Below are 22,415 nucleotides of genomic sequence, written 5' to 3'. Positions count from 1 at the left end.
CTCCGACGTCACTTGATTTACCAGGCAGAATGTCTTTAATTCGTTCCCATTGGTCATCGCGTAGGGCATGCCGTCTTATCATGGTCGCTAGTCTCATGTTCCTAAACATAAATAAGTATAACTTATTCTAAAATATACTTTCTAATTGATGACACGCCCTAGAACTGTTTTACAAAAGCAACGCCGTAAACCCAAGGGCTGATATCGATTTCACCAATATCGTTACCATCTAAGGTAGCATCTGTTTTGATGTCCATATAGCGGGCGTCGATACGGAAAGATTCAGTTGGTGCAAATGGAATATCAAGACCGATGTGGCCAGCTACGCCAACGCTATCATCAAGATCTAAATCACCCCCAGTAGCAACTCTTTCTTTAAAGAAAGTCGTATAGTTCACACCAACACCAACAAATGGCTTCACATTCATAGGCATGTTATAGCCATCAAAGTGATATTGTAGTGAAAGAGTAGGTGGCAAATGCTGGGTTTTTCCACTAACTTTAACACCATCTGCATTAGTTAATGTAAAGTCATGATGAAATGGAATCGCAGCTAGTAATTCGATACCTACGTTATTAGCGATAAAATATTCACCACTGACTGTTGGACGTACATCGCCGTCAACATCAACAGAGAATTTATCACCGCCTACAGTTACATTACCATTATCACTTTTAGGGTCAACATAGTGAGCACCGGCAGCTACTGACCAAGTACCAGCAGGCACAGCAATAGCAGTAGTCATAGTAAGTGCAGCGGCAGTAGCTAAAACTAGGGATTGTAGTTTCATCATTTGGTTCCTTAACGTAATCAATGATTATCAGTAGTACAGATGAGGGATGACATCCGTTACTGATTGGCAAAGTTATAGCCATAAAATGACAGCTAATCTCTTGGAAAGATTATAATACATATTCCTTACAAACAGTAGTGAATTAGATAGGAAAGTGAAACTTATTTATAAAAAATTTACAGGCCTCGTGATTAATGCTTATCAATATTCCAATTAAAAGTCTAACGATAAGAGACAGTATTTATAACAAAGGTGGTGATAATATATGACGGGCTATTGTAGTAATTCACCACTACGCTGTTACCACGCACGCTCAATGGCAGTATTAAATTGTGCAGACAATATCTGTCTGCAGTGCGGAATGTCATTGGTGCCTTCTAACAGTCTAAGCAGTAGCTTGCTGATAGAACAGCGAATCTTGCAGTTAGGTTTGGGCCTTACGTTATTGTTATTGCTGGTATTGGTCTACATTCACTACGCAAATTTTGTATAATTGCCGCTATTATCAATTTTGACACCTTCATCTTCATTATCGCTATAGCATATTGGTTAATTCAAAGCTCTAAAACTTAGAGTTATGAATTAACCAATATGCTATCGGTGTTATACCCTTAAGGGACGGCATGCTATTCCAGTCTATACGGCGCTTTCGTCATTTTGTCTATAATATTTTGCAAAATGACGATCATGACACTCTGTTCAGTCGTTACGTTGATTATTTCTTAATTTTTTTGATTATGACCAATGTGGCAGCAGTCATCTTTGAGTCTGTCGATCAGTGGTATTACCCTTACCAAAGCTACTTTACCCATTTTGAAAACTTTTCTATCGTGGTGTTCTCTATTGAGTATTTGCTGCGCTTATGGAGTGTGGCTGAAGCTAAACCTGATAACACGACATGGCGTCAGCGTTGGCAGTGGCTTAAGAGTCCGTCGGCGTTGATTGATATAATTGCTATTGCCCCAGCCTTTTTGAACTTCTTTGTCAGTATTGATTTACGTTTCTTACGGATTTTACGTCTATTTAGAATTCTAAAACTGACCCGTTATTTTGCCTCGATGCGCATTTTATTGGTGGTGATTAGCAAAGAAAAAGGCTCGTTTCAGGCGGTTATTTTTATTTTAATTATTATGATTGTAACGGCATCTAGTGGTATTTATCTGGTAGAGAACCATGCGCAGCCGGAGGAGTTTGAATCGATACCGAAAGCCATGTGGTGGGCGGTGGTCACGCTTACAACCGTTGGTTATGGAGATGTAACGCCTATTACTAGTGCGGGTAAGATATTGGGTGCGGTCATTACCATCTTGGGTGTGGGTTTGGCAGCACTGCCTGCTGGTATTTTAGCCACGGGACTGGCCAATGAGCTTGCGCAACGTCGTGATGAGTTGGAGCAGCAATTCCGTGAGTACTTGGTCGATGGTGACTTTGATTTGGTACAGAACCAAAGCATGATAGATAAGATTCGTCGTGAGCTGGGACTGGATAAAGAGCAGGCGCAAGATATCGTGCTACAAGTATTACGTGAGCAAGAGCTTGATCGTCGCGAAAAAGAAGTGCGTAAAAAGAATTTTTGTCCGCATTGTGGAGAGGCGCTAGAGTAAATTCCTAAAAAATAAAGCTCTAGAAATGATGCCTAGGGTGATAACTGGTAATAGAATAAAGAAAGGGAAAATAAGCCGATGATTGGCTTATTTTCCCTTTCTTTATTTAATAAATGATTAACGTCTTATTATCCGCGCGCTGTTTGCGGTGTTGGCAGAGCGCGAGCAAGCTCATGAGCAACTTGCTGTGCCGCTTTTTGCAGGTCAGTGGCTGATAATGGTAAGTTTTGTAGCGTTAAGTGCCAATCATCAACTTCGCGGCGTAAGCTGGCTATCCAAATCGAGTTACAGTCGTTAGGTAGGTGTTTTAAAGTGACTTCAAAAGCGCGGTTGCCCTCATCATCACTAAGGTGTATTTCACCCTTGTCGACGGCAGTGAATGGTTGCCCAAAGTATGAGCTGGCAATGAGACCGATGTGGTTAATGTGTGCTGGGACTTTATCCAAATACAGGCGGATTTGTTCTTGGTCTAGCGGTGCATGATACATCGCTTGCTCGCCTCGGTCTCTACCGTCTAGGCTATCACCTTGGTGGCGCACCGATTCCGTCTTATCGCGCAATTGCTTAAACCATACCAAATCGCTTATGGTGCAATCGTCATCATATAGCACGCACGCTAGGTCAAGATCAATCGCGCCCTGATTTTCTTTAAAGCGCTTCAGCATACCTTTAGGTTTGGTGGGGGTAAAATCATAATTTAAGGCAAAAAATAAAGTGTCAGCCGTTAAGCCAAGAGCCGTTAAGCTGTCTGAAACTAGCGATGATGAAGGAGTGGTTGACATAATATTCCTTGTTTATGATTATGTTGTTTTTTTAATGGATCATTATTTTTTATTTCTATTCTTGTTGGAAAGCGTTATCCAATACCGCTTGATACAATAACGGCGGCTTAGCATCTAATAACCCTTTGCCAAAACCGCGCAGCCACCACACCAATTGTGAATTCAGGTTCACACTGGCTTTAATAATAAGGGTATCATCGCTGTTGATAGTGACCGTTTGGTCGTCGCTCAGTTTACTTTCTGTGAGGCTTCTGCCTGCTACTTTGGTAAAGTGTAGTTCGATAACCGTATTTTTACCGTGGTCGGGTAATTGGCTGAGCAGTGGATGGGTAAAGCCCATGCTACCGCCATCCAAATAGCTGTCAAGTTGGAAGTTAGCGGGCGTTTGCGCGACGCTATCTAATAATTCAACGCTAGTAAAACGATGCAAGGCAAAGGTACGAATAATAGCCTCTGGATCATCGGTGCGAGTCGCCAATAAATAAATGACGACGCCGCGCTGAATGATAGCAATGGGGTTTAGAATATATTTGCTGGCTTCTGTTTTATTGCTGCGGGTATAGCAAGCGTTAATTTGTAGCTGATAAAATAGGGCATGATAAATATTGTCTTTACTGTTCAAATCAATATGCGGGGCGATTAAGGGCTGAGTTGCCGGTTCTATACGCACTCTATCAATCCATGAATGTGTAACTTTACTGTCTTTAAGCTGCCGCCGCGCCAAATCAAACCAGGGAAATAACTCATCCAGTATAGCAGGGGGCAGCAATTGAGTCAGGTTGGCTTCGACCATATTAAAAGCAACCGCTTGCGACAAATTCATATGTGGCAAGCTTTGTAGTGGCGCATCATCACACCAGCGCCAACCTTGCGGATTGGCATTATTTTTTTCGATAGGAAAGCGTTTTGCCAGAGCATTTAAGTCTCTTTGAACCGTGCGCAAACTAATATCAAAGCCGGCTAATATAAGCTGCTCATAAACATGAGTCGTGCCGACCCAGCGATTACGCTGTAGCTGTGATAATACTTGCCATTGCCGGGCGGTAGTTGCTGCGCCATGACGGCTGGCCACAGTGTCGCTCTCAGTATCGGCAATGCCTTTATCCGCAATATTAGTATCAATAATAGTAGAGGCGTTAGCTTGTTGTTCAGTTGATTTTTGCACAGTCATTAAGAGATAACCTATATAAATGAATCTTAAGTTATAGCACTATCAAAAATAATTTAAATTACCTTTTTACTTCATTGCTTTCTATACTATCATTTTCTAAGTTATCGTCTTTTGTAATATTATTTACAAGCACCGGTTCTTTCTTCTTTTTATCGTCTTTTTTCTGGCGCTTAGCTTTACGTTTCTTTTTGGCTTTTTTCTTGGCCTTTTTATCTTCAGCATTTTCTGCTGCATCTTGGTTTTCATCCCATAGCATCAGACGCTGCAATACTTTGCCAAATAAAGTCTCTTTACGATAACAGCCTTTTTTGTTCATGGTATCAATAGGCAATCCTGTCATGAGCGTTAACGCTTCACTGAGGGTGTGCACGCCGTAAATGTGAAATTTCCCGGCTTCGACGGCATCGATAATGTCGTCACGTAGCATTAAATGCTTCACATTGGCCATGGGAATGACCACGCCTTGTTGTCCGGTTAATTCTTGCTCACGGCAGGCATCAAAAAAGCCTGCAATCTTGGCGTTGATACCACCGACCGCTTGCACCTCACCCAGCTGATTCATAGAGCCGGTAATAGCAAAAGCTTGGTTGATCGGGGCGTTGGCTAGGGCTGATAGCAATGCGCAGGCTTCGCTCACAGTAGCACTATCGCCATCGATATGAGCGTAGCTTTGTTCAAAGGCCAATGAGGCGCTAAAATTAAGTGCATGATGCTGGCTGAATAAAGCGCGTAGATAGCTGGTCATAATCAGCATACCTTTGGCATGTAAACTGCCGCCCAAATCGACATCACGTTCAATGTCAAGAATCTCACCGGTACCGACATTGGGCTGAATCACTGCTGTTAGGCGCGCTGGCATGCCAAACTCACTATCGGCATAGCTAACTACCGTTAAAGCATTAATTTGTCCGACCGCGTGACCGTGAGTATTGATGAGCTGTTGACCATTTTTGAGCTCTTGCCAATAGAGGTCGCGCAGATATCCTGAGCGCTCATCCATATCATTAATCGCTTGAGTGACGTGACTAGCATTAACGATACTCTGTCCATCTAGGCGCGCGTGGCGATTAGACTCATGCAAAAGTTTGATTAAGAGATCGCTATGTAGACTTAGTCGATCTTGGTCTTCCGCTTGCAAACTCAAATGTTCAAGCAGAGCCGCTTGGGCATTACTATCAAAAGGATAGAGCTTGGCATAATCGATAATATCAGCCATTTTAGTGACCAGTGCTAATTCGTGTTCGCTTGTACGAGTGACATCATCATGGAAGTCAGCGCGTACTTTAAAGACTGCATCGAACTCCGGCTCTAGCTCTAATAATTCGTAATATAAATCCGGTTCCCCTAACAAAATGACTTTGATATCTAGGTCAATCGGGGCGGGCGCTAAGGATAAGCTGCCGGTTAAAGTCAGCATTTGCTCAAGGCTCGACAGCTTGATTTTGCGTGATTGCAGGGCCCGTTTTAGTCCTTGCCATGCATATGGATATTCAAGCACGTGGCTGGCTTCTAACAACAGGTAGCCGCCATTGGCACGGTGTAATGCGCCGGCACGTATCATACTAACATCGGTGGTCACGGTGCCGAGTTGAGTGATTTGCTCAACATGACCTAATAAATTTAAATGGGTGGGCAGGTCTTCAAAGATTACCGGTGCGCCGCCATCAGGCTCATGGCTGACCATGACATTGACTGCGTAACGGCTGGGCGTTGTGGCTAATACGGCAGCAATAAACTCTTCATCATCGCCATTGACGATACGCTCGACATGGGAGACCATATCGGTAGAAATGGCTTGTAGGTAGTCGAGAACCGATGCAATATCTTTGAATTGTTCACGAATATGCGTAAATAAGGGCTGGAGAGTGCGGCGGGCGATATCGCGATGCAGCGCTTCAATCTCGTCATTGGCCTCATCTTCTAACTGCTCTAGAGCAATCGTTAGTTGATTAAGCCGCTTTTGCATATGGTTTTTTTGCTCGAAGTTATTGAGCTCAGCTTCGTATTCATTATTATCATTGTCACTACTAATATTATCATTTTGGTCGTGATTGTTTGCAGTATCTTTGCTGGTTCTTTTATCATTATCACTGTTTTGTGCATCACTACTATTACTATTAATGCCATCTTCTGTTGGCAGTTCGCTAGGATGGACAAATACTGCTTTATTATCAAACGCTCTAAAGGTAAGTGCCAAATCGTATTGTTTACCTTCCGCATTTAAGGCGTCATAGGCGTGGTGTTCTTTTTGATGGGTAGCATTTTTAATCGCTTCGATTTTACTTTGATAATGATCACTGCGAAAGCGTTGGTTTAAGCGTTTTTTAGCTTGTTGCCACAAGTTATTAACTTGTTGCTGTAGTTGTACGGCTTGTCCCGCTGGCAGATGCAGTGCCACTGGGGTACGCGGGTCAACGAAATTATGCACATAAACCCAATCATCAGGGGTCGGTGCATCAGCGGCAATACGCTTTAATAAGCGAGTGATAATGGTACGCTTGCCCAGACCATTCTCTCCGGCTGCAAACACGTGATAGCCGCTGGCATGGATATCTAATGCCGTTTGTAGGGCTTTTATCGCCCGTTGTTGCCCAAAGCCAACATTTAAATCTGGTACGGCACGCGTATCTATCGGCAGCTCTTCAGGGTTGCTATAGCGCTTGAGCTGCTCAGCAGTAATTAGACAGCGTTGATTAACTTCCGCTAATATCGGATGCGGCGCCTCTTGTTTATTATTCTCTACCGCTGGCATTTGGGCTGCCGTTTTTTTGGTAGCAGTTGCTGTGGATTGATAACTATCAATATCTGTTAAGTTTTGAGTCATAAGGGCGTTTTTCTGTTCAGTCATAGGCGTATGGTTGGTCATCTCAAAAGTTAGATATGGCAAAGTTAATAGCAGGGTTAATGACGTTTTAGTGTGATTAAGGCTGAATAAATCATTAATATTGCCCTAGATAGTATAAGATGGCGGACATTCGCGCAATCTGTAACTATTCAACTTGCAGAGCACATGATAAAATAGCCGGTTTACACGCCAAAATGGGATAATTTGTTCTATGTCAGCATCTGCTAAGCTCTTTGCTAATAAGTCCACTGCTACAACGACTAGCAATACTCATTCTCATATGGATGCGACTGGTTTTGTTAAGCTTGGTGCTCAGCTGCCAGTATTGGCTGATATCTTAGCACAGGCCGTGCAAACATTAGAGCTACCGCTCAGTGATATGCAGCAGCGAACGCTATTATTATACTTAGATAAGCTGCTATTATGGAATAAAGCGTATAATCTGACTGCTATTACTGACCCCGTAGAAGCGCTGATTAAGCACGTCATTGATTGCCTGGCTATTATAGCGCATTTACCCGCTGGGTCTTTGTTGGATATCGGTACGGGTGCTGGGCTACCGGCAGTGATTATCGCAATTTGCCAACCTGAACGACATTGCAGCGCTTTAGACAGTAATCAGAAAAAAATCCGTTTTATTAAACAGGTCAGTAGTGAGCTTGGGCTTAGCAATGTAACACCGATTGCGGCACGTATTGAAGCCCACGAAGGACAATACGACGTTGTCACATCCAGAGCTTTTGCTAGCCTGATAGATTTTGTGGAAGCCGCTCAGCCACGTTTAGCGGACAAGGGTTATTTATGTGCGATGAAAGGCAAAGCTCCAGATGCTGAAGAGTTACAAGCGCTACAAGATACTTGGCAGATTAAAGCCATTAAACTAGACGTACCACGACTAAAGGATAGCCGGCACTTAATTGAGCTATCACGCAACAATATATAAGCTAGCACTATATTAATTAAATTGAGTGAATGTATGGAAATCATAGCTATTGCCAATCAAAAAGGCGGCGTTGGTAAAACCACGACGGCGGTAAATTTGACTGCTAGCCTAGCTGCTAAGCGTAAACGGGTATTGCTGATTGATTTAGACCCACAAGGTAACGCTACTACCGGTACTGGTCTCGATAAAAATGATTTGGCCTTGACTATGGCGGATGTTTTGCTTGATGGCGTATCGTTAGCAGACGCTATTGTAGAAAGTCCAGCTGGCTTCGATGTCATTGGTACCAATAGAGAGTTAGCCGGTATTGATATTACTTTGATGGGGCAGACTAATAGCCATGAGTTGCTAAAGACTGCAATGGCGGAATTGGTTGCCGACCAAGCTGCTGGACAAAAAAAGCCTTATGATTACATCATTATGGACTGTGCGCCGAGCTTGAATTTGCTGACTATTAATGCTTTAGTAGCAACGGATGGCGTTATTATTCCGATGCAATGCGAGTATTATGCGTTAGAGGGTTTAGCGGACTTGTCACAGACGATTGAGCGTCTAACTGAGCTCAATCCTAAGCTAACTATTCGCGGTGTTGTTAGAACGCTATTTGATGCGCGTAATACTTTGGCCCGTGATGTATCGGCTGAGCTACAAAAACATTTTGGCGATATCATGTATAAAACTCATATCCCAAGAAATATCCGTTTAGCAGAAGCACCCGCACACGGCATGCCGGTATTGGCATATGAAAGATGGTCAAAAGGTGCTCGAGCCTATCAAAAGCTGGCGGATGAAGTGATTAAACAAAGCCGCTAACTGGGTTTAAAAACAGTAGCTAGACAACGAATTATTATATTTATAAGTAAGCACTTATTAATACTCATTTGGCTTTTTTTTGGCGTTAGAGGATAGGTAATCATGGCGAAGAAACGAGGATTGGCTGCCAATCGGGGTTTAGATGCCTTATTGGGATCAATCAAAAAAGAAAAGCAAATTACCGCCTCTGCCTTACAAGACGATATGGCTGTGCGTGATGCCAATCCGACCGATACGACAGCAAAAGTGGCGACGCAAGCATCAGACACTAGAACAAGAACTGCCGAAAAATCTGTTACTGCTAGCAGCCGTATACCACGTTCGGCTAGCAATGATATTAAAAAGCGTAACAGTATTAAATCGCGTAACAGCACTTCTCGTAACAGTACTATGAATAGCGATAGTGCTGAAGACCAAATCAGTCTAGTACAGATTGATGTTATGCGCTTGCAAGCTGGTAAATACCAGCCGCGCCGTGATATGAGTGAGACGGCTTTGATGGAACTGGCATCGTCTATTGAGCAACATGGCATCATGCAGCCTATTGTCATCCGTCCATTACTAGCAAGCGAAGACAAAAGCACGGCTGATGTTACCCATGAGATTATCGCTGGAGAACGGCGCTGGCGTGCGGCAAAAATGGCGGGAAAATCAGTTATTCCTGCTATTGAACGGGCGTTATCTGATGAGCTGGCCATTGCTTTAGCTTTGATTGAAAACATCCAACGCGAAGACTTATCAGTGATTGACCAAGCGGCGGCGCTGCAACGTTTTCATACTGAATTTGGTATGAGTCATGCTATGATTGCAGAAGTGGTTGGCAAAGCGCGTACTACGGTATCGAACTTGCTACGTCTTAACCAATTGCATGACACGGTTAAAGATCATTTGGCCAACAGCACCCTTGATATGGGCCACGCGCGGACCTTACTAGCACTATCTTCTGAGCAGCAGCCTATCATTGCCCAAAAAATAATCGATGGTGGCATGACAGTACGTGAGGCCGAAAAGCTGGTCAAATCCATCTTACACCCTGCTCCTAAAATCAACCGTACTGAACAAGCACAAAGCCGCGATGTTGAGCGTTTGACTCAACGTCTAACGGATGCTCTAGGCGCAGAAGTGAAGCTCAAACATAAAAAAGAGGGTCAAGGTAGCGTTGAGATATTCTTCCATAATCAAGACCAGCTTGCTGCTTTAATTCAGCAGTTAGAGGCGAAAGGTTAATTTATTTTAGCCGATGGTTTTGCGTAGAAGTTAAGGTTGTATAAATTGGAGTGGTGTACAAAAGTTATATTAGCTTATGATTTCGATATATATATTGTCCCTAGCATACGCTAAGAAAATATGCCTATAATCGGCGGCGGAATGCTATACTCTGCCGCCGATTATTATTTTTAATTGTTTTATCTTAACCCTTTATTTAAGGAATTTATCTAAACGTCTGACGGCACTTATTTAATAGGACTCTTCCTTAACACTGCTTATTAAATAGTGATTATTTGCTACTGACGTCCAATATCGCCACCTTACCAGTGTGACAAACCCACCTATTTATATCTAAATTGAGGTTTTTATGGGCCAAGCTTATCAATCTGACTCTACAAAAACTTCTGCTACTCCAATACCAGCGCTGCCCATCATCACGCCTAAACACAAGACCTTATTTCGTTTACTTAGCTATCTTAAGCCTTATTGGTGGGCACTGTTATTGACCGTTATTGGTTTTGCTATCAATGCGGGAACCGAGATTTGGATTGCTAAATTATTGCAATATATCACTGATGCTATTAACCAAAACGATCAAAGCAAGCAAGATTTATTTCCGTTTATCATTGTTGGGCTGTTCTTTGTGCGTGGTGTGGGTAGCTTTTTGGGTAACTATTATACGGCTTTAGTCTCGCGCAATTTAGTATATGAGCTGCGGATTCAAGTTTTTAACAAGTTACTGCGCCTGCCAAGCTCGTTCTATTTGGCGAATCCGGCCGGTACTATTTCATCCAAGCTTATTTTTGATGTCGAGCAAGTGACCGCTGCCAGTACAGACTCAATGAAAACCTTATTACGTGATGGTTTGACCGTAGTGGCGTTGATGGGCTTTTTGCTATATAGCAACTGGCGCTTGACCTTTATTTTATTTTTGGTACTACCGCCGATATTATGGCTGATACGTATTGCCTCTAAGCGCTACTTAAAGCTGTCCAAGGGTATTCAGCAGACGATGGGTGATGTCAGTCACATCACTAATGAGGTGATTGGCGGCTACCAAGTAGTTAAAAACTACGGTGGCCAAGCCTATGAAGCCAAGCGCTTTGATGCAACTTCGCTAAAAAATTTACGCCAAGGTATGAAGGTGGTGGTCACCAATAGTATCAATACCCCAGCCGTACAGCTATTGATGGCAATAGCGATGGCAATAGTGGTATGGCTTGCTCTACGTCCAGCGGTCATTGATAATATTTCAGCCGGTGAGTTTATCTCCTATATTGCCGCAGCAGGCTTGCTAAGTAAGCCCGTGCGGTCACTTACTGATGTCAATCAAAAGCTGCAAAAAGGTATCGCCGCTGGTGAGTCAATTTTTGCCTTGCTAGATGAGCCGGAAGAACAAGATAGCGGTGTATTGCACCCTACATTACTAGGCGATATTCATCTCGATAACGTCAGCTTGGTATATCCAGACTCGACGGTGGCATTACAAGATTTTAGTTTAAACGTGCGGGCAGGCGAGACGGTGGCACTGGTAGGTCGTAGTGGCGCGGGTAAGTCGTCGCTCGTCAATTTACTAACGCGTACGCTCACGGCTACATCCGGTCAAATCATGATAGATGGGTTATCAATTGATGACATTACCTTGGAGAGTTTGCGATCGCAGATTGCGATGGTTAATCAACAAGTAACGCTGTTTAATACCACTGTGTTTAATAATATCGCTTATGGCAGCTTGGCGGATAAGCCGCAAGCAGAAGTGGAACGCGCTGCAAAAGATGCCTTTGCCCATGACTTTATTATGAAAATGCCAAATGGCTATCAAAGTCAAATTGGTGCTGAAGGTCTCCAGTTATCAGGCGGTCAGCGTCAGCGATTATCAATCGCTCGGGCACTATTAAAAGACGCGCCTATTCTGATTTTAGATGAGGCCACCAGTGCCCTCGATAATGAGTCAGAATTTTATATTCAGCAAGCGCTAGATAATGTGATGAAAGATCGTACGACACTGGTCATCGCCCATCGGTTAACGACCATTGAATCTGCTGATCGTATTGCCGTGTTAGATGGGGGGCGGATTGTTGAGCTTGGTACCCATGATGAGCTGATGCGAAAACATGGCCACTACGCGCAAATGTATGCCCGTGATTTTAAGTAGTACGTTAAATAGCATTAGTAATGTAGCCTTTGCCTTGTAAGCAGAATATGGAATAGAAAGACTATAGATGAATTTTAATAAATAAGCAGCGATATATGAGCGTTCACTGATGAATATGGAGACGGCAGTTACCCGCGCATGGCAGCGCCAAGCAGGTTGGTTATGGTTGTTGCTGCCTGTTAGTTGGTTATATGGTCTGCTGACAAAGCTGCGGCGGCGAGCCTATAAAATCGGTCTGTTTTCAAGTTATCGTGCGCCCATTCCAGTGCTGGTGATTGGTAATATCACGGTTGGTGGCAGTGGAAAAACACCATTGATTATGGCCTTGGTCAGTTATTTACAGCAGCGCGGCATACATGTCGGTGTTATCAGCCGTGGTTATGGCGGCGATAGCAGTAAGATGCCAGCATTGGTCACTACTGACAGTCTACCCAGCGATGTGGGTGATGAGCCTTATTTGATTGTCAGTACAACTGGCGTGGCGATGGCAGTCTGCCCTAACCGTAAGCAAGCCATTGAGACTTTATTACAAGCGCATCCTAATCTAGAACTTATTATTGCCGATGATGGTTTGCAACATTATGCTTTACAGCGGGATATTGAATGGATTGTGGTAGATGCTGCACGCGGTTTTGGTAGCCAGCAGCTATTACCGACAGGATTTTTGCGTGAGCCGATGTCAAGACTAAAAAATGCGACCGTTATCTATCATGAAAAATCAGATGATGTATCAAAGGCAAATAATGACTCGCCTTTAGCTAAACGCTTAACGATGCAACTGCATCCTGATACTTTACAACCCTTGTTGCCTGAGTTTTTTAATCTACTTGATGTTCGAGAGAACAATGACGCTCAAGCTGTCGCACCACCTAATGGTAGTAAGGTCCATGCAGTCAGCGGTATTGGCTATCCGCAACGTTTTTTTATCACCCTTAGCAGCTTAGGTTTTGAAGTGATAGCGCACCCTTATCCTGACCACTATGATTTTAGTCTTACTGAGCTGCTGCGATATACTGAATATCCTATTATTGTTACCAGCAAAGATGCCGTAAAAATCCGGGCATTATTTTTGCAACAAGATACCAGCCAAGCGCTTGACGCTGACTGGCAAGAATTAGCAAGTCGATTATGGGTATTGCCGGTAACGGCTATTTTATCTCCTAATTGCTATCAGACGTTGCAGCAGCAATTGATAGCGTTGGGCATTGATATTGCTGATAAATAAAATAAATAATTATCAAAATACTCGCTATCTTTCTTTAGAAAAAGGAATAATTTATGCCAACTTTACCAGCTTCCGTCAAAACTCATATAGTTATTCCTGCACGTTTTAAAAGCACTCGCTTACCCGGTAAACCGTTATTAATGATTCATGGTAAGCCTATGATACTTTGGGTGGCTGAAAAAGCACAAGCGGCGCATTTTGCTGATGATATGTGTATCGCTACAGATGATGCACACATCGCTAAAGTTTGTACGGATGCAGGTTATGAGGTGGTGATGACAAGCCCCGACCATGTATCCGGTACAGATCGCTTGGCTGAAGTTGCGGCAATTAAAGGCTGGTCAGAGGATGATATTGTCATTAATATGCAAGGCGATGAGCCGTTAGTACCGCCGTTATTGTTGGAGCAGGTCAAAAATTTATTGGTGCAAGACAGTACCAGCGTTATGGCAACTTTGTATGAGCCTATCGACGATTATCCTACTTTTATGCGTCCGTCAGTGGTAAAAGTAGTTAGCGCCACCGTTAACGATAAACAGCGGGCGCTTTATTTTAGTCGTGCCCCGATTCCTTGTGACCGCGATATGGTATTAGCGTTAGAGGCTGAAGAGTCAAATTCCTTATCAACATTAACATCAGCATCAATATTGCCTGCGCCAAAAAATGCTTATCGGCACTTGGGTCTTTATGCGTATCGAGTCAGCTTATTGCAGCAATTTGTGCATTGGCCACAAACGCCACTTGAGACTATTGAGAGTTTAGAGCAACTGCGAATTTTGGAAAATGGTAGTAATATTGCAATTGCAGCGGCAGCTTTGCAATTGCCAGCAGGAGTAGATACTGCCGAGGATTTAGCACGCTTAAATACTATGAGCTTGGCTGAATTTCAAAGTTATAACTAGCCATAAATAATCATAAACTAGTTATGTAAATCTAAACAGCCTAAGTAATATAGTTCGTGTTAAAGCACCAATTAGACAGTAAATTGAATATATAAGGCGGCAGGCGTGAATGACACCAGCGACAGTATCTACTTTGCACCACTTTTACCGTGGCAACAAACATTGTGGACACAACTGACTGCACGAGTAGTAACGCCACTGCAATCATTGCCACATGCGCTGTTAGCGGCTGGCATGCAAGGGTTGGGTAAGCGCGCGTTTGTCTGGCGGTTGGTGGCATGGTTATTGTGCCGTGAGCGCGAACAGCATCCGCTTGGCGCTTGTGGTCATTGTGACAGCTGCCAATGGCTAAAATCAGGTACTCATCCAAGTTTGCAAGTATTGCCTAGCGTTAGTATGCCTATTAGTACTGCGAGTAGTCACAGTCAAGAAGCCTTAAAAAGTACCAATAAAAAAACCAAGGCAGATACTAAGTCCAGCAAGGCTACTGATAAAGCGGCACTCACGACTAAGATAGATGATATCCGCGCGTTGCAACCCTTTATTTATCAGGGCGGGCAGGGCATGCGCATATGCGTATTAGACCATGCCGAGCAAATGACTATTGCTGCTGCCAATGCGCTACTTAAAACATTGGAAGAGCCGCAAGCGCAAGTTCATTTATTCCTTATTAGCGACACTCCAGCTAAGCTCTTACCAACCATTAAAAGTCGCGTACAACAATTGCCATTACAGAATATTGATTCCATGTTGGCTCGTGATTATGTCACTCATATGCTTGGCAGTATTGTTAATCGTGAAGCAGTTAGCTCAAGCCAAATCGAGCAGTTGCTGCAATTGGCAAATGGCGCACCTTTAGCGGCAATAGATTTGGCTGGGGCTCCTTGGTATAGTAAGCGTGCATTGTGGCTGACGACTTGGCAGGCGCTGCGTAGTGGCAAACGTAGTGCCATTGCGGCAAGTGACTATTGGCAATCTCAGTTAAGTATTGGCGAGTTTGTTCAATTGACTGAGCTGATGCTGCTCGATATTCGGCGTATTAATTTAGGGCTTAGCAGCAGCCAAAAAGACGTTGATTTAACAACGGCGCTACAAAGTTATCAACCTAGCAATAGTTTATTAGAGTCATTAGCTAACAGCTTGCAGCAGATAAAAATGGCCTTGCAACAAAACGTACAAGAAAAATTCGTCTATGATAAGCTGATGCAACAGTTGGCGCAGTTATAAAATATCGTCTTTAAAGCATTTATTGTAAGATACTGACTTATAACCAGGCCTAATTTAAACCTATCTTATAAATTGTTGTTGTTAACCCCAGTTTTATATTTAAAATTTCACATAAGGAGCCGACCATGGCTATGCCCGGACGTGGCGGAGTTCTTACCTGTCATATTGAAGATGTTGCAACCCTGTATGCCAGCTATTTATCCTTTGTGGAAAATGGGGCCTTGTTTGTGCCCAGCAGCCGTGTGCAGAAGCTAGGTGATGAGGTGTTTATTGCTGTCACCTTACCCAATTCTAGTGAACGCTTACCGATGAATGGTAAAGTAGTTTGGGTCAATCATAAGGCGCAAGCCAACCGCCCAGCGGGTTTTGCGGTACAGATTGGTACGGATTTATCAGGACAAAAAATAAAGAATGAGGTCGAGCGCTTATTGGTTGGCAAAATTGATAGCCAGCAATCGACTTATACCATGTAGCTTTCGCAATTAACCACATCATCTTGCCTGCCTAATCATACTTGCAAATATAACAAAGTGACTCTATCTATTCATATTCTCAGTTTATAATTGATGACAAAAAACCCCTTTAATCTATGGATTAAAGGGGTTTCGTAGTCTATACGGTATCGGTTAACTATTTCTTTTTATTTCTCTAAGATACAAGTGACGCCTTGTCCACCAGCAGCGCAGATAGAAATAAGGGCGCGACCTGAACCTTTTTGATCCAGTAGTTTAGCGGCAGTGGCTAAGATACGACCACCGGTTGCAGCAAATGGATGTCCTGCGGCAAGTGATGAGCCATTAACGTTAAGTTTGCTACGGTCAATAGAACCTAGCGGGGCATCAAGACCCAAACGCTCTTGGCAGAAAGTCTCATCTTCCCAGGCGCTTAGCGTCGATAATACTTGTGAGGCAAAGGCTTCATGAATCTCATAAAAGTCGAAGTCCTGTAGACTCAGACCAGCACGCTCAAGCATACGCGGTACGGCATAGGCTGGTGCCATGAGTAGGCCTTCTTTATTACCAGACTTACCGATGAAGTCTACAGCAGCCGTTTCTTGATGTACGATATAGGCTAAGGGTTTGAGACCGCGCTCTTTTGCCCATTCATCATTAGCCAATAGTACACAAGACGCGCCGTCGGTTAGCGGGGTCGAGTTCGCTGCTGTCATAGTTGGATTGGCATTATTCTTACCAAACACAGGTTTGAGCTTACCTAGCTTCTCTAAGGTCGAGTCTGGGCGCAAGTTGTTGTCGCGTGTCAGTCCTTTATAAGGGGTAATCAAATCGTCAAAGAAGCCTTCATCATAAGCACGCGCTAGATTTTTATGGCTATTAAATGCGAGCTCATCTTGATCTTCACGGCTCACATTCCACTCAAGAGCGGTAATCGCTTGATGGTCACCCATTGATAGACCAGTGCGAGGTTCGACATTCGCTGGCGCATCGATTAGGTCCTTAGGATCGAAGCTGGTTAGGGCATGCAAACGTTGCTTCATATTTTTAGCAGCACCAAGTTTTAACAGTACTTTACGTAGACCATCACCAATTGCAATAGGCGCGTCTGATGTGGTATCAACACCGCCAGTAATAGCTGAGTCGATGATACCCAGTGCAATTTTATTGGCAGAGGCAAACGTTGCTTGTAAACCGGTGCCGCAAGCCTGGGCGATGTCATAAGTAGGGGTATGTGGATCTAGTGCAGTATTCAGCGCTGATTCACGAGTTAAGTTTAAATCACGGCTAAGTTTAATAACTGCACCAGCGACCACTTCACCCATTTTTTCATCTTGCAAATTGTAGCGTTCGATAAGACCATTTAAGGCTGCTGTCAGCATATCAATGTTACTGGCATCCACATATGAACCATTTGAGCGTGCAAAGGGGATACGGTTACCGCCTAAGATAGCGACGCGATGCTGACCCGCGGCAGGTTTAGTATTGCTGGCTTTTTTTGCAGCTTTGCGTGATTTATTCGCTTCTGCCTTATCGTTTGCTGCTGGCTTGTCAGATTTTTTATCTTTTTTATCGGAAGTGCTTTTTTCTTCGGCTTTGGCAGTGTTATTCTTGCTGTCTTTGCTGTCTTTGCTGTCTTTGCTGTCTTTGCTGTCTTTGCTGTCTTTGCTGTCTTTGCTGTCTTTGCTGTCTTTGCTGTCTTTGCTGTCTTTGCTGTCTTGCGCTGGTTTTTTAGCAGTATTAGACTCAGCGTCATCTTTTTCATCAACGTTATTGAGTTTAGGCTCATCGGCATTAGTATCAGCCGCTTTCGACTCAGCTTTGGTATCAATGGCGTTTATATCGTTGGCTTCTTTAAGCTCTTTTGCCTCAGTGATGGAGTCTTCTACGATTTTAGCTTTTTTCTGAGATTGATCATCGTCAGATTCATCTTTTACTGGGTTGCCATCAGCATCGACAATATCGGTTGCTTTTTTAAGCTCAGCGATTGAGTCGTAATGCGCGTCGCCACTATTGGTATCTGTGTTAGCTTTGGTGGTAGAAATCTCTTTGTTGTTGTCGTTTTTATTACTGTCGGTATCGCCCGTTTTAACCACGACACTGTCAATTATTGGATTCTTGGCGTTATTGTTTTCATTGCTCATAAAATTATCCTTAAAATAAGTGTATATAAAAGATGCGTGAAAGTGCTGCAAAATATAAAAAGGCTTTGTAAGTAAAAGCTGTTATCAATATATATGAAGTCAATGCCTAATCATAATCGGTTTTTATTACCTTATTGTATGTCTTTAGCAAGTGAGGTAACGATGACTCATCCCTACATTAATAAAAAGTGAGACTAAAGTTAAAGGAATGCCAGGAGATGTAAATATTAAACGGCTGTTTAGATGGCTACATCGTTCTGCTATGTTCTTGAAGTGCTATGTGATAAAAAGCAGCTTGTGATAAACTGTTGGTTATCGTTACTAGCACAAATGATAACCTATAGGTTTGATTTTAGCATAGGCTTCAATTTTTTAAATACAGTAAAGTAGCCGTATTTTATACTGGCCTGTCTAAGAAGCTTTGGGATAGAGGTTGACTTTAGACTTGTAGGTGTTGGATGTGTATAGTTGAATTAGATTTAGACTCGCTTACTAAATACTAATAATTATGGTGTGCTTGAGTCTTTATACTTAGTCATATTAATTAACTATGCTTTCTAATTACCATTTTTAGCTATTATTTTATAGCTATATCTTTTAATAACTTATTTTCATATATAAATGTTTTTATATATAGATGTTCTCATTTTTGACCATTTAACACTCAACTACAGGACTATATTATGTCAGACCGTTATGGTAATTTTGTTCAATCTTCTATCGGTAAAAAAGTCGCAAAAAACTTAGGACTGCCATTGCCGGTCACGCTTGACCGTTTTGAGAGTGGTCAACGCTTAGTACGGGGCAGCGTGTTGGTGGGCTCAGCTACTGGTGAAGATACGCGGGTGGGTGCTTCTGTTGCACGTATTTTATCTGAGCTGCATGCCGAGGTGTACGTCAATAGTCCTGATACTATTAAAGATGTGCTTGCGGATGCCGGCATTGAAGCAAAAGCCAATACCGGCGGCGATGATAAATTTAAAGTCTTATTATATGATGCCAGTAATATCAGTAACGCTGATGAGCTGAGGCAAGTTTATGAGTTTTTTCACTTTGTTGCCCGCCGCGTAGAGAAATCAGGTCGAGTTATTATTATCGGTCGTCCACCAGAAGCCATTGATGATATCGAGACCGCATTAGCGCAGCGTGCGCTTGAAGGGTTTGTAAGGTCTGTCGGTAAAGAGTTCAAACGTGGTATTACCGCGCAGCTGCTTTATGTGGCAGAAGGTGCTGAGAAAAATCTTGATTCAAGTCTACGTTTCTTTACCTCAGCGCGTTCAGCTTATGTCTCAGGACAAGTAGTATGCGTTGATAAAGGCACTGCGGTCGAAGTAGATTGGACGCAGCCATTAGGTGGCAAAACCATGTTAGTTACTGGTGCCAGTCGCGGTATTGGTGAAGCGATTGCACGGGTATTAGCTCGTGAAGGTGCGCATGTAATCTGTCTAGATGTACCGCAACAGCAAGCTGACTTGCAAAAAGTTGCGAGCGAAATTAGTGGCTCAACCTTAATGGTTGATATCACCAGTGAGGATGCAGGCGCAGAGATTGCAGATGCTGCTAAAAAACGTGGGGGTCTTGATGCCGTTATCCATAACGCTGGCGTGACTCGTGATAAGACCCTTGCCAAAATGGACGAGCAAAAGTGGGATATGGTCATCAACATTAACTTGGCCAGTATTGCTAAGCTTAATCGCTATTTGCTAGATAATGACGTGTTAAAAGAGGATGCGCGAATCGTTTGCGTTTCGTCAATCTCGGGTATCGCCGGTAACTTAGGTCAAACCAACTATGCGACCTCTAAAGCGGGCGTGATTGGTTTGGTCGATGCCACTGCTAAACAGCTAGAAGGCAATGCTAAAGGCATGACGATTAATGCGGTTGCTCCCGGCTTTATCGAAACACAAATGACCGAAGCCATTCCATTTGCCATTCGTGAAGCCGGTCGCCGTATGAACTCTATGAGCCAAGGCGGATTGCCAGTTGATGTTGCAGAAACCATTGCATGGTTAGCGTCTCCTGCATCTGGTGGCCTAAACGGTAATACCGTACGTGTTTGTGGTCAAAGTTTACTTGGTGCGTAAGTTATTACATAAGCGTAAGTTATTAAATAGAGAGCATTTGACAGTTACTCTTTAGATAAAATGTATGATTTATTTTTTATATGAGTATCTGGTTCCAATGGTTGCTTTATATTGGTTACTTTATATTAAATTCATAAATACTTACGAAAAATTGCTGATAAATTGTAATAAAGCTGCCCAAGGGTGGCTTTTTTATGATAAAAATATAAGCTTAATAAGGCAAACTGCCTTTTACTACTTTATATTCTTTTTATTATTTGATGCTTGTAGTCTGTGTAATTGCTTTATTGCTATAATCTAATAGCGACTTATTTAACCGCTATTTATAATTAGCAGCTACTTGTCCAGTAACTTGTGTAGCTCAGAGTGCTAGCAAATGTTTAACCAATTACTGAAAAATAAATACCCAGCCCCTGCCCAAAAAAAGTTGCCCAAGGCTTACCTAGGATTGATTTATGTCAGATAAACATTATGATGCGTTGCCAAAAGCGCATACCACCTACGCCAATATCATCAAAAGCTTGTTGCCTATCGGTGATAACCGTAAAGTCGGTAAAGATGAATTGCCGCAAGCGACCTATTATGTGGATGATTTGCACATTGATGAAGGCAACCTGAACGACTATCGTAAGATTTGCGGTTTTGCTGACAATGGTAAAATACCAATTACTTACTTTGCGGTGCTCTCACAGGCGCTGCAGATGAATATGATGGTTAAGGAAGCTTTTCCGTTTGCAATGCTGGGTCTGGTACATGTGGACAATAGTGTGACCCAATATCGTCCTGTCGGCGAGCGTGAGACAGTTGATATGTCGGTATCTTTTGATAATTTACGTGATCATACCCAAGGTCAACAGTTTGACTTTGTGACTACTGTCAAATCGCAAGAGGATGTCATTTGGGAAGGCACCTCGACTTATTTGGCTCGTGGTAAAAAGCCCGATAGCAGTACAGTCGATAAGAGCAAGCCGCGTCCAGTGATGGTCAAGCCAATGATTGATGAAAAGGGCGTTAATAAGGTCTTTGAAGTGCCAGAAGATATCGGCCGCCGTTATGCCTTTGTATCAGGTGATTTTAACTTAATTCATTTGCACCCGTTATCCGCTCGGGCGTTTGGATTTCCAAAAGCGATCGCCCATGGCATGTGGTCTAAAGCTAAGTGTCTGGGAATGATGGGTATATTACCTGATGCTTGCACTGCTGAAGTATCGTTCAAACTGCCTATCTTTTTACCTTCAGAAGTAGAGCTGATTGCAGAGCCAGTCGCCAAACTTGAAAACAGTGATGATAAGTGTGTCTTTGGCTTATATAGCGCCAAAAATGATAAGCCGCATTTAGTTGGTACGATTAAGCTGCTTCCTGAAGATGAATAAGGGTCAATAGTTTTAGCAGTTTTAATTTCTATTGATAACCTTAACTTTTATTTTTTATTCTAATCACTATGTTTAAACATCAAAATTATGATCATGACCAAAGATACTAAATTACGAACCGAAATGGCTATTCAATCTACTGTTGAGAGAATAGATGCTGATAATGGGGTTGATCTTGCAGCCACGCTTAATCCTTATTTTCGTCCAGATGACAACAGCATTGTTAGCGGGGCGCTTGATGATGATAAAGTTGCGGCTTTAGCCAAATCTGGGGTTGAGGTGGTGATTAACTTACAGCCTGATACTGAACTAAGCTTTGATGAGGCGTCAGCCGTCAAGCAAGCGAGAATGCAGTATGAGCAATTGCCTATAGGCGGTGCAGACGACCTTAAGCAGCTCAATATATTGGCCTTTGATAGCTTGTTGCGTCAGTATCATGGCAAGAAAATAGCCATGCATTGTAAGTCGGGTAGCCGAGTAGGTGCCGCGATGGCGCTGCGTGCAGGCTGGCTGCGGGGACGTAAGATAGAGACCGCGATGGAGTGCGGGCATCGTTATGGTTTAACCGAGAAGTTTGAGCAAGAAGTGCATAATCGCTTATTGGTACCACGTTAATGGTTTAGCAATAAACTTTTTATTAATAACTGTAAGCTTATCAGTAACCGTAAGTTATGAATAACAGGCGACCATTA

At 43.0% G+C, this 22,415-nt stretch carries 17 protein-coding genes; 12 read left to right on the top strand and 5 right to left on the bottom strand.

The annotated features are described in order from the left end of the window. Nucleotides 1–158 precede the first annotated feature (158 nt). The gene (locus JMY06_RS10335) at nt 159–791 is read right to left on the bottom strand and encodes an OmpW/AlkL family protein (RefSeq protein ID WP_201618197.1); all 633 of its coding nucleotides are present in this window, start codon (nt 789–791) and stop codon (nt 159–161) included. Nucleotides 792–1,417: 626 nt separating this feature from the next. Between JMY06_RS10335 and JMY06_RS10330 the strand changes: the two genes are divergently transcribed. Further along, nucleotides 1,418–2,398, top strand: a complete 981-nt coding sequence (locus tag JMY06_RS10330) for an ion transporter (protein ID WP_201618193.1) — start codon at nt 1,418–1,420, stop codon at nt 2,396–2,398. A gap of 128 nt (nt 2,399–2,526) precedes the next feature. Here the strand turns inward: JMY06_RS10330 and JMY06_RS10325 are convergent, their stop codons facing one another. From JMY06_RS10325 to JMY06_RS10315, 3 genes are read right to left on the bottom strand one after another with little or no spacing between them, the layout of a single operon-like run. Next, complete coding sequence (locus JMY06_RS10325) at nt 2,527–3,180, bottom strand: TerD family protein (protein WP_201618192.1); 654 nt, start codon at nt 3,178–3,180, stop codon at nt 2,527–2,529. A gap of 55 nt (nt 3,181–3,235) precedes the next feature. Further along, the gene (locus JMY06_RS10320; protein WP_201618191.1) at nt 3,236–4,351 is read right to left on the bottom strand and encodes a helix-turn-helix transcriptional regulator; all 1,116 of its coding nucleotides are present in this window, start codon (nt 4,349–4,351) and stop codon (nt 3,236–3,238) included. A gap of 58 nt (nt 4,352–4,409) precedes the next feature. Then, nucleotides 4,410–7,103 (bottom strand): AAA family ATPase, encoded by a 2,694-nt coding sequence (locus tag JMY06_RS10315; protein ID WP_413786914.1) that lies wholly within the window; start codon nt 7,101–7,103, stop codon nt 4,410–4,412. Nucleotides 7,104–7,476: 373 nt separating this feature from the next. Between JMY06_RS10315 and rsmG the strand changes: the two genes are divergently transcribed. The 8 genes from rsmG (at nt 7,477) to JMY06_RS10275 (ending at nt 16,143) form a co-directional block, all read left to right on the top strand. Next, nucleotides 7,477–8,139, top strand: coding sequence for a 16S rRNA (guanine(527)-N(7))-methyltransferase RsmG (gene rsmG, locus JMY06_RS10310; RefSeq protein WP_227672293.1), 663 nt, complete (start codon nt 7,477–7,479; stop codon nt 8,137–8,139). A gap of 33 nt (nt 8,140–8,172) precedes the next feature. Next, complete coding sequence (locus tag JMY06_RS10305) at nt 8,173–8,952, top strand: ParA family protein (RefSeq protein WP_201618189.1); 780 nt, start codon at nt 8,173–8,175, stop codon at nt 8,950–8,952. Between the two features lie 102 nt (nt 8,953–9,054). Beyond that, nucleotides 9,055–10,179 carry a ParB/RepB/Spo0J family partition protein gene (locus JMY06_RS10300; protein WP_201618188.1) on the top strand — a complete coding sequence of 375 codons (1,125 nt, stop codon included), beginning with the start codon at nt 9,055–9,057 and terminating at the stop codon, nt 10,177–10,179. Between the two features lie 349 nt (nt 10,180–10,528). After that, nucleotides 10,529–12,316, top strand: coding sequence for a lipid A export permease/ATP-binding protein MsbA (gene msbA, locus JMY06_RS10295; RefSeq protein WP_201618187.1), 1,788 nt, complete (start codon nt 10,529–10,531; stop codon nt 12,314–12,316). Between the two features lie 109 nt (nt 12,317–12,425). Then, nucleotides 12,426–13,541 carry a tetraacyldisaccharide 4'-kinase gene (gene lpxK / locus JMY06_RS10290; protein ID WP_201618186.1) on the top strand — a complete coding sequence of 372 codons (1,116 nt, stop codon included), beginning with the start codon at nt 12,426–12,428 and terminating at the stop codon, nt 13,539–13,541. 53 nt (nt 13,542–13,594) lie between these two features. After that, a complete protein-coding gene (gene kdsB / locus JMY06_RS10285) occupies nt 13,595–14,443 on the top strand; it encodes a 3-deoxy-manno-octulosonate cytidylyltransferase (protein ID WP_201618185.1) in 849 nt (282 codons plus the stop codon). 105 nt (nt 14,444–14,548) lie between these two features. After that, entirely contained in the window at nt 14,549–15,670 is a 1,122-nt protein-coding gene (locus JMY06_RS10280) for a DNA polymerase III subunit delta' (protein WP_227672289.1), read from the top strand. 125 nt (nt 15,671–15,795) lie between these two features. Then, the gene (locus JMY06_RS10275) at nt 15,796–16,143 is read left to right on the top strand and encodes a PilZ domain-containing protein (RefSeq protein ID WP_201528228.1); all 348 of its coding nucleotides are present in this window, start codon (nt 15,796–15,798) and stop codon (nt 16,141–16,143) included. Between the two features lie 167 nt (nt 16,144–16,310). Here JMY06_RS10275 and JMY06_RS11920 read toward each other — a convergent pair whose 3' ends face one another. Beyond that, nucleotides 16,311–17,954, bottom strand: a complete 1,644-nt coding sequence (locus JMY06_RS11920; protein WP_201618194.1) for an acetyl-CoA C-acetyltransferase — start codon at nt 17,952–17,954, stop codon at nt 16,311–16,313. A gap of 995 nt (nt 17,955–18,949) precedes the next feature. On the opposite strand from JMY06_RS11920, the gene JMY06_RS10265 reads away from it, so the two are divergent. From JMY06_RS10265 to JMY06_RS10255, 3 genes are all read left to right on the top strand, one after another. Continuing rightward, nucleotides 18,950–20,350 carry a 3-oxoacyl-ACP reductase gene (locus JMY06_RS10265; RefSeq protein WP_201618184.1) on the top strand — a complete coding sequence of 467 codons (1,401 nt, stop codon included), beginning with the start codon at nt 18,950–18,952 and terminating at the stop codon, nt 20,348–20,350. Nucleotides 20,351–20,805: 455 nt separating this feature from the next. Further along, complete coding sequence (locus tag JMY06_RS10260; protein ID WP_201528232.1) at nt 20,806–21,723, top strand: MaoC family dehydratase; 918 nt, start codon at nt 20,806–20,808, stop codon at nt 21,721–21,723. 123 nt (nt 21,724–21,846) lie between these two features. Continuing rightward, the gene (locus JMY06_RS10255; RefSeq protein ID WP_227672288.1) at nt 21,847–22,338 is read left to right on the top strand and encodes a beta-lactamase hydrolase domain-containing protein; all 492 of its coding nucleotides are present in this window, start codon (nt 21,847–21,849) and stop codon (nt 22,336–22,338) included. The last annotated feature ends 77 nt before the right edge of the window (nt 22,339–22,415 follow it).

Origin of the sequence: Psychrobacter urativorans (assembly GCF_904846675.1) — a bacterium.
GTDB lineage: Bacteria > Pseudomonadota > Gammaproteobacteria > Pseudomonadales > Moraxellaceae > Psychrobacter > Psychrobacter urativorans_B.
The sequence above is the reverse complement of the archived record's forward strand: the minus strand, read 5'-3'. Positions and strand labels throughout refer to the sequence as shown.